Annotated in this window: 8 protein-coding genes; all 8 read right to left on the reverse strand. The window is 44.3% G+C overall.

What is annotated here, in order from left to right; all coding sequences use genetic code 11:
* Positions 1-829: hypothetical protein (locus tag ACUVJL_RS39760; protein WP_445250853.1), on the reverse strand; the 829-nt coding region annotated here is incomplete at its 3' end.
* The gene (locus ACUVJL_RS39765) at positions 826-3264 is read right to left on the reverse strand and encodes a baseplate J/gp47 family protein (protein ID WP_445250854.1); all 2439 of its coding nucleotides are present in this window, start codon (positions 3262-3264) and stop codon (positions 826-828) included. The genes ACUVJL_RS39765 and ACUVJL_RS39760, both read right to left, overlap by 4 nt.
* A gap of 12 nt (positions 3265-3276) precedes the next feature.
* Positions 3277-3648, reverse strand: a complete 372-nt coding sequence (locus ACUVJL_RS39770) for a GPW/gp25 family protein (protein ID WP_445250855.1) — start codon at positions 3646-3648, stop codon at positions 3277-3279.
* Between the two features lie 30 nt (positions 3649-3678).
* Positions 3679-4011 (reverse strand): hypothetical protein, encoded by a 333-nt coding sequence (locus ACUVJL_RS39775; protein WP_445250856.1) that lies wholly within the window; start codon positions 4009-4011, stop codon positions 3679-3681.
* Positions 4012-4539 (reverse strand): phage baseplate assembly protein V, encoded by a 528-nt coding sequence (locus ACUVJL_RS39780; protein WP_445250857.1) that lies wholly within the window; start codon positions 4537-4539, stop codon positions 4012-4014. It abuts the gene before it with no gap.
* Positions 4539-5660: a hypothetical protein gene (locus ACUVJL_RS39785; RefSeq protein WP_445250858.1), complete on the reverse strand. Its 1122-nt coding sequence runs from the start codon at positions 5658-5660 to the stop codon at positions 4539-4541. Before ACUVJL_RS39785 ends, ACUVJL_RS39780 begins: the two co-directional genes overlap by 1 nt.
* 253 nt (positions 5661-5913) lie before the next feature.
* Positions 5914-6186 (reverse strand): hypothetical protein, encoded by a 273-nt coding sequence (locus ACUVJL_RS39790; RefSeq protein ID WP_445250859.1) that lies wholly within the window; start codon positions 6184-6186, stop codon positions 5914-5916.
* Between the two features lie 146 nt (positions 6187-6332).
* Complete coding sequence (locus ACUVJL_RS39795) at positions 6333-6995, reverse strand: hypothetical protein (protein ID WP_445250860.1); 663 nt, start codon at positions 6993-6995, stop codon at positions 6333-6335.
* Between the last annotated feature and the right edge of the window lie 223 nt (positions 6996-7218).

A 7218-nucleotide genomic window follows, 5' to 3' on the forward strand; every position in this document is an offset into this window, starting at 1 on the left:
TTGCTCCTTGGACAGTCACAAAACTCGGAGGACTGTTGTGACCAAAATGTCTGAAACTTCTTCCTAGCTTATAAGCATAAATATCCTTACTTGTAAAATCTCCTTGTAAGCTGCCTTCGATCTGAATTTCAGTGCGATCGAATCGTTCTTTTATCTCTTTAATCACAACAATTTGGTGTGAGGCGATCGAATTTTTGGGATTTAGCGCCAACAATAGCCGCTCTTTTTTATTTAACTCCATCTTGTTCTCTTTTAAAATTGATGTCTCGATAGAAAAAGAGTTCGTGTTATTTTTGAGTTCGGGAAGGCTATAGGGACGATACAGATTAAACTGACTCAATGCTGGATAGGCAACAGATTCTGCGGTTGTCTCGAAATCAACGGATTGTTCGATGCCATCTAGTTGAGATTTGAGAGGAAACCCAGGGGGAACAACAATCGGTTTATCGCCTTTAACTTGGAAGGCAAAGGTTGCCTTTCCTCCCACACCAGGAGAAAGTTGATAGCCCAAAAGCCTCACTAAATCGGCAATACTTTCACGCCATTGCGCCGTGCGTAAATAGGCTTCGTTGGCGTATAGTTCCTGGTAAAATGTCAGAATATCTCCCAAAACTGCCACCCCTTCGAGTAAGGCAATTCCCGGATCGTCAGGTTCTCGATGGGTCCAATTTTCTAGCAGCTCATTTTTATTTAATTCCCGAAACATTGCTTCCAGAAAAGTAGCATAGGTTCCGATACGATAGTCGATGTGAGATAATCCCGCTCGATTGTAAATCTTCTTAGGAAACTCAAAGGGTTCTACGCAGTCGTTGTCGCAGTTAGTTGTCATTGTCTTCCACCTATAATTTCAAATTTTATGAAGCCACTTTCTAGGCGATCGCGATCGTTTTTAACTTGAATAATTTCATTTCCTCGAACTTCAATAACATTTTGCGTTCCGGGTGTAACTTCATTCCAGCGTTTTAACTTCACGTCGAGCACGTGCGCTACTCCTTGAATCCCTTGTACTGCACCGATAATTTGACTGACTCTCAGGGCTTGCCCGAAGGTCCAGCGATCGGGATTAAAGAACGCCATCCGTCCGTCGGGAGTATAACCTTCGGAAAATTCTTGTTCTAAAATAAACCGAATATCTTCAAGCCAATAGTCTGGATGAAGGCAAATAAAAACTTTGATATCTAAAGGAACAAATCGAGGCAATCTAATTGCTAAATCTTCTCCAATTAAACGTACTGCTTCCAGGTGACGGGCAACTTTTTCTAGCAGTTTTTTTGTTAAAATTGACCGCTCCACTGGATCGATTGTTAAAATTGACCTATCCACTGGATCGATCGCAACTTGCACCGTTCGCCAACTTCCCGTCCATCGATATTGGGCAAATGCCCTAGCCACTTCCGGCAATTCAGCAGCACGATTTTCGTAATCTGCGAGGGTAATTGCTCTCAATTGGCGGTAACGATAGGCTTGCGGAAGGCGGCGCAAAATTTCGGCAACTGGTTCGGGTTCTCGTCCGTTAGTGACATCAAATGGATTCCAACAATAACTCACTTGGGGAAAGACATTTTCATCGAAGTTGAGTAAAGTATCTGGGCCGACATTGCCATCTAATCCTGCTGCGACTTGATAAGTGCAATGTACGATCGCACCATCGGGCAATTGCTTCCCATTAACACCATTGCCAAAGCGAATTAAACTGCGTCCCAATTCATCAGTTTCTACCACAAAGCCATCGCCCCTTTCGTCGCTATCGTCACTATGAATTAAGTCGATAACTTCATCCCACAAATAGCCATTTACCTTGACTTCTAAAGTCGATTTGGGCGGCACTTCACCACCGGGCGGTGTATCGAGATAGGCTAAAGGAATTACCGGAAGTTTACAAATTGCTTCCTGTTTTTTGGTTCGCGTGTAAAATAGAGGTGGTTCTGGAATCAACGGTAAAGATTCATCTAATTCTTGGAAATTCACGGAAACTGGACGACCCTGATAGACCTGTACTAAATTTCCGTGAAACAAAGAAACATTTTCAACAGGAGTTGTAGTACCGTTGGCGGGACAATTGACCGTGAAACAATAATTGCGTTGTAACTTATTCTTTTCTTCCCAATGAACTCGCACAAACCACTCACTCGCTACTGGATCTTGCATCTTTTGTGTCTTTTTAGGGATGAGTTTCAGCAGTTGTCGTCGAGTTGGATCTCGCCCTCGTGTTTGTCCAGTTAGAGGATTCTTATGTTCTTGAATCAGCAGGTGAGTAATCGTTCCATTGTCAATTAGTTTTCTCACCGTTTCTGCTGGAATTTCTCCCGGTTCTGAAAGTTTTAAATCTGCACTGGTACTTCCTGCTGACAATGCGGGAATTGCACCACTCCAGGTGTACAAACTCATTTCATTTAATAAGGGATAAATCTCTTGTTGTTGGCGGTTCATAAAGACAACTGAGGTCGCATCTAAAACGTCTTCGCCTGCCCAGACGACGAAATCTTTCGTCAAGGTATATATGCTGTTAACATACAATGCTAACCAAGTATTTGCTTGATTACCTTGGTGAATGTAGTAGTCCATTAAACGGCCATGACGTGCCAAAGAAACGCGCTTTCGGGCAGTTACTAAATATGCCTCATTCATCACCCGGTCTTGATAGTCACTTAACTCATCGGCGGCAACGCTAAATAGGGATAACAACACTTGATCGAGATCGGCTTCACTCGTTGGTTGCCAACCGGGAACGCGGTTGATCATCCAAGCAAATAAGGTATGGCGAAACGAGTCATAATCTTTTGCCAGATAATCGATCGCAGGATTTGATTTTGGTTTTGGGGGTGCATCCCAATCGGGCGCACAATTATTGAAACATCCGGGACGGAATTTGAATCCTATTTCGCTAAAAACTGGGTCTATATTGGCATAAACAACACTTAAGGTATAAGTGGAATAATCGCCGATCGGGCGAACGGTTAAATGTAAAATTTTGTCATCATCGGCATCTGCGATCGCAGCCAAAACTTGCACCTCACCCGTCGCCGAACCGCCTAAAATTCGATGACCACCTGTAATCTGGAAAATTTCTTTAGCGCGGGCTGGATTCATTGCTATTTCGCTAGCAATATTATTAAGTTGATTGTTGTTATAAAAATAAACACTCAAAATTGCTTCGGTTGGATTGACCGCAGGAGATAATGACACCAAAAGCAACCGGATGCCGTTAAATGTACCTAAATTATTTGCCCGTTCGTTAAGCGCTTCTTGATTCTTAATTGTCATCACACTTCCTCCCTAAACTTCACCATTGCGTTGGAATTTCATAATCCGACTATCTTTTGTGCCAGCTATTCGATACTGAATTTGTACTTCAAGGGTTGAGTTATCGATCGTCACTTGTAAATCTTCTAAAGTTACTCGATGTCCCAACCATCTAGAAATGGCTTGAGTTATCCTGGCTTTAGTCACGCCTGCGAGCGTTTCGCTAGCATTTTCAAACACTAACCGCCGCACTCCACCGCCAAATTCAGGTAAGAATGCCCGTTCTCCAGGGTTAGTGAGAATTAATTGAATTAACTCATCTCTAACGTGCGCTTCTAGGGAAGGAACTTGCGCCGATCGTCCGTTAGAATCGATCCGAAAGGGGAAAGATAGGTGTTTGTTCATAAACAATTCAAAATTTAAAGAGGTAGAGAATCATAATGCCGATGCCTTCATCTGTGTATTAACAATAGTGGCAACTCCTTGAATGGCGTTTTCAGCGTTGTAGCATTTGCCGATGCTGTTTTTGAGAAGAGGGGCTGTACTATTAGCAGCCGTTTTTGTCGATCCGGCAGACCATTCGATGCGGATGCAGGGCGAAGGTTTGCCGCCAGGAAGGGTAAAAGGACAACCGATAACTGGGTGAATATCCGACTCTAAAAGTACGGGCGATCGGGCAGCAAAAACCTTAGTATTTGCCGTTAATAAGTTTGCCATTCCGCCGTGAGGACAAAGAACTGTGCTAGTTTTTGTTAAGTAATTTGGCATTTAACGTACCTCAAAAGAACCGTTATTAATATTGACTCCCGTTGCCGAGAGAACGAGTTGAGTAGAACCAATTTTGAGCTTAATTTCGGTGTCCGTTAAGGTTATTTCTGCACCCCCAGAGTGGAGGAGTTGAACTTTGGATTCTTTGTCGTCCAAAATCAATTGATGCCCGGCCGTTGTCACCAACACTCTCGTTTTAGTTCCAGCAGACGCGGGCATTTCGCCCCTCGCCCACCAACACCCCGTCCAGATGGGACGCGACGGGTCCCCTGCTTCAAATTCGATCCACACGCCATCCCCCACTTCTGGCAGCACAACAAAGCCGTGATTTTTTCCGGCAAATGGCACAGAAGGCAGCGCCCAAGGGGAATCTTCCTGACCATAAACCTCTGGAACTTGCGCCACGATTCGCCCCATATTCTCCGGGTCGTCTACATCCTGGACGAGTCCCCGATATTTGCCGAAATAGCGCCCTCGCTGGAATTCTGCGAGTTCGACGATCTTTTGTTCCATGTCTGAAGTCATCATTAGATTATTGACCCTGCTAAATTGGCTAATCCGGCGCTAGACCCCGAAGAACGGGCGTTGCGCTGGAGGGTAAAGGATTGGGAATAGAAAGACCGGGTTAAAGAATGAGTGACTTTGCGGATGAGATAATCGCCGCTGTGACGTTGGTTTGCGCCGCAGACGCTGACGACTTGATAGGGGGTTAGGATAGCGGAGTAGGTCTCGTTAAGGACGCTTCCGGTGGCCTCGGTGGAATAGCTGGAACGCAATGCTTCTGCTGTCACCGCTTGGTCTAAGTCCACTGCATCGCTATCGCGAGGAGAGAGAATTTGAGTGGCTGTATTGCCTTCCTCAGCAAAAGTTGTCTCTTCTCCGAGTAAGTCCAAGCTGCCGAAATTGGAGGTGCGCTGGGTAATCTTTTTATCGAAAATATTGAGGATAGAAGCGGTGACTTTGGCGGGATGTTGGGCGTTATTAGTGGGGTTAAATTCTGCCACGTTTCGTTCTGCACCTAATAAAATAAGTGGGGGTAAACCATCTGTTTTGGTGGGAAAGGATTTAAAACAACCGATACTTTTACCGGGTTCTTTTCCAGGTAAAACGTAGGCGTGCATTCCCTGACGGCGCGCAAGCGATCGCAATAATTGCATAGCAGTTCCTCGCTGGACAACTACAGGCGGTAAGCTACTACTGGGGGCGGGAGTATTTTCGATTTCGGTAGTATCAATTTGCTCGATTTCTTCAAATAATTGACTGGCAATTTCATGGTCGAGTAGATTTTCAAATCGAAAAATGCGATCGTCTCGGTTCAAACGAATGCTGTCATCTTGGACAATAACTGTTTTCATACTTTGACCCGGTTCCGAACTCATGCGATCGCCCGATTCGACGATGCAACCATCTATCAGCGGTACAAATGCACTATCTCCAATTTGGATTTCTATCCTAACTTGAGTGAATTCAGCAAGAAAGCCTTCGTCTTCTCCCGTCCAATTGCCGTTGTCATCGGTAGCAATGGGAATTTGCATCCTCGCTTCCCATGCCATATCAATTTCTTGTTCCACGGTAATTTCTTCAACGCGATCGAGTTGTTCGCGAGTGGCAGGATTGTTGTTAAAAAAGATTCGATAGTTAATGGTCATGGGTAATGGGTCATGGGTAATGGGTCATGGGTCATGGGTAATATCAAATCCGGTTGCATCATCAGAACGATCTCGTTTTAGGGTTGTTTTTGAATGATTTAACCGCAGAGGGCACAGAGTACGCAGAGAAAGAGAAGAGAGAGAGATGGATAATTCTGATACGAACGTGATTGATATAATTGGTAATTAGTACCTCCTTACAAATAACTAATAACTAATGACTAATGACTAATGACTAATGACTAATTTCTGGTTATTGTCTGGGAATTTGAATAACCCGTCCGACTTCCTTAACTAGGTCGTTTGCCTCTAGTTCGGTGTTGGCATCGGCAATGTGCCAGAACCAAGTTGGGTTTTGATATTGGCGTTGGGCGATGATGTCTAGGCGATCGCTTTCTTCAATAGCGGTGAGTTCTCCATTAACTGTAGGAAGTCGTCTCAAGCTAAGTGCTTTGATCGTGCGACCATCTTTTGTGACAACATCGACTTGTTTTTGTCTGAAATATCTTGAGGTTTCTAGAAACATGGTTGGTAATGGGTAATGGGGCATAGGGCATAGGGCATCGGGCATCGGTAATAAATAACTACTGACTACTAACTACTGACTAATGACTACTGACTAATGACTACTGACTACTAACTACTGACTAATGACTACTGACTAATGACTTGTTAAAACGGAATTAAATCGATCGCCAATTCAACCGTATTTGCCAAATTCACGATCGCCTGCGCTTCTTTGGCAAGATTGGAATACTTCAGCGCACCCTTGCCCACCTTATCGTCAGGATTGGAGGCAACTGCCAAACCCAGCGCGACTTCTGCTTGGATGGGATTGAGAGAACTATCGTATTGCTGTTCGGTAATGCTCATCGATTCCAACAGGACTGGTAAAACTCGCGTCTTTCCCCAAATAAACAGAATTTGGGGATATTTTTCTCTAGGAATCGGTTGTTTGGGAATATCATCGTTGCCTTCCAAACCGAGCGCCTCTCCAATTTTGTCAAGGGCTTCTCCCAATAATCCGCCAATTAAATTGCTTGGATACACCATCTTTTCCAAAGCTGCCAGTTGCGGACCTATTCCCAATTCTTGGGCGATAATATTCCCTGTATTTAATTTGTCAGCCGCACTAAAATGAGCAGTTAAAGTAATCCGTTCTACCGGAATATTTCCCGCTTGGGATGTTTCTCGACTGGTGGCACCCGTAGGACGTTCGGGGATTGAAATATTGCGGCTGAGAGTATCGGGGTTGAATTGAAAAATGACGAGATTAGGCAGCGGGCCAAAGAAATCGCTAGCATATTCAATCAGTGCGCCTCGCAGTAAAACCATTATTTACTTCCTCAAAATTCTGGCTGTTATCGCCTTTGTCAAAACCCAGGCAATTTCTCTTCTGATTTCCCTCGCATCTCCCACCAGGGTAAACGCATCTTAACTGGAACCCAAAATATGCTACAGTTAAATCCGACTAAATTTCAATGTAGTTTGTTGTAGTTTATGGGTGCTATCAATGGCAAGAGGTTTTAGTAAAGCTGTAACTTCCCAACAAAAACAA

It is taken from the genome of Microcoleus sp. OTE_8_concoct_300 (assembly GCF_031383065.1).
In the GTDB taxonomy this organism is placed as follows: domain Bacteria; phylum Cyanobacteriota; class Cyanobacteriia; order Cyanobacteriales; family Microcoleaceae; genus Microcoleus.

What these genes read in the sequence shown, in the direction of transcription:
- ACUVJL_RS39765 (WP_445250854.1), bottom strand. Translation starts at nt 3,264, where the DNA reads ATGACAATTAAGAATCAAGAAGCGCTTAACGAACGGGCAAATAATTTA.
- ACUVJL_RS39770 (WP_445250855.1), bottom strand. Translation starts at nt 3,648, where the DNA reads ATGAACAAACACCTATCTTTCCCCTTTCGGATCGATTCTAACGGACGA.
- ACUVJL_RS39775 (WP_445250856.1), bottom strand. Translation starts at nt 4,011, where the DNA reads ATGCCAAATTACTTAACAAAAACTAGCACAGTTCTTTGTCCTCACGGC.
- ACUVJL_RS39780 (WP_445250857.1), bottom strand. Translation starts at nt 4,539, where the DNA reads ATGATGACTTCAGACATGGAACAAAAGATCGTCGAACTCGCAGAATTC.
- ACUVJL_RS39785 (WP_445250858.1), bottom strand. Translation starts at nt 5,660, where the DNA reads ATGACCATTAACTATCGAATCTTTTTTAACAACAATCCTGCCACTCGC.
- ACUVJL_RS39790 (WP_445250859.1), bottom strand. Translation starts at nt 6,186, where the DNA reads ATGTTTCTAGAAACCTCAAGATATTTCAGACAAAAACAAGTCGATGTT.
- ACUVJL_RS39795 (WP_445250860.1), bottom strand. Translation starts at nt 6,995, where the DNA reads ATGGTTTTACTGCGAGGCGCACTGATTGAATATGCTAGCGATTTCTTT.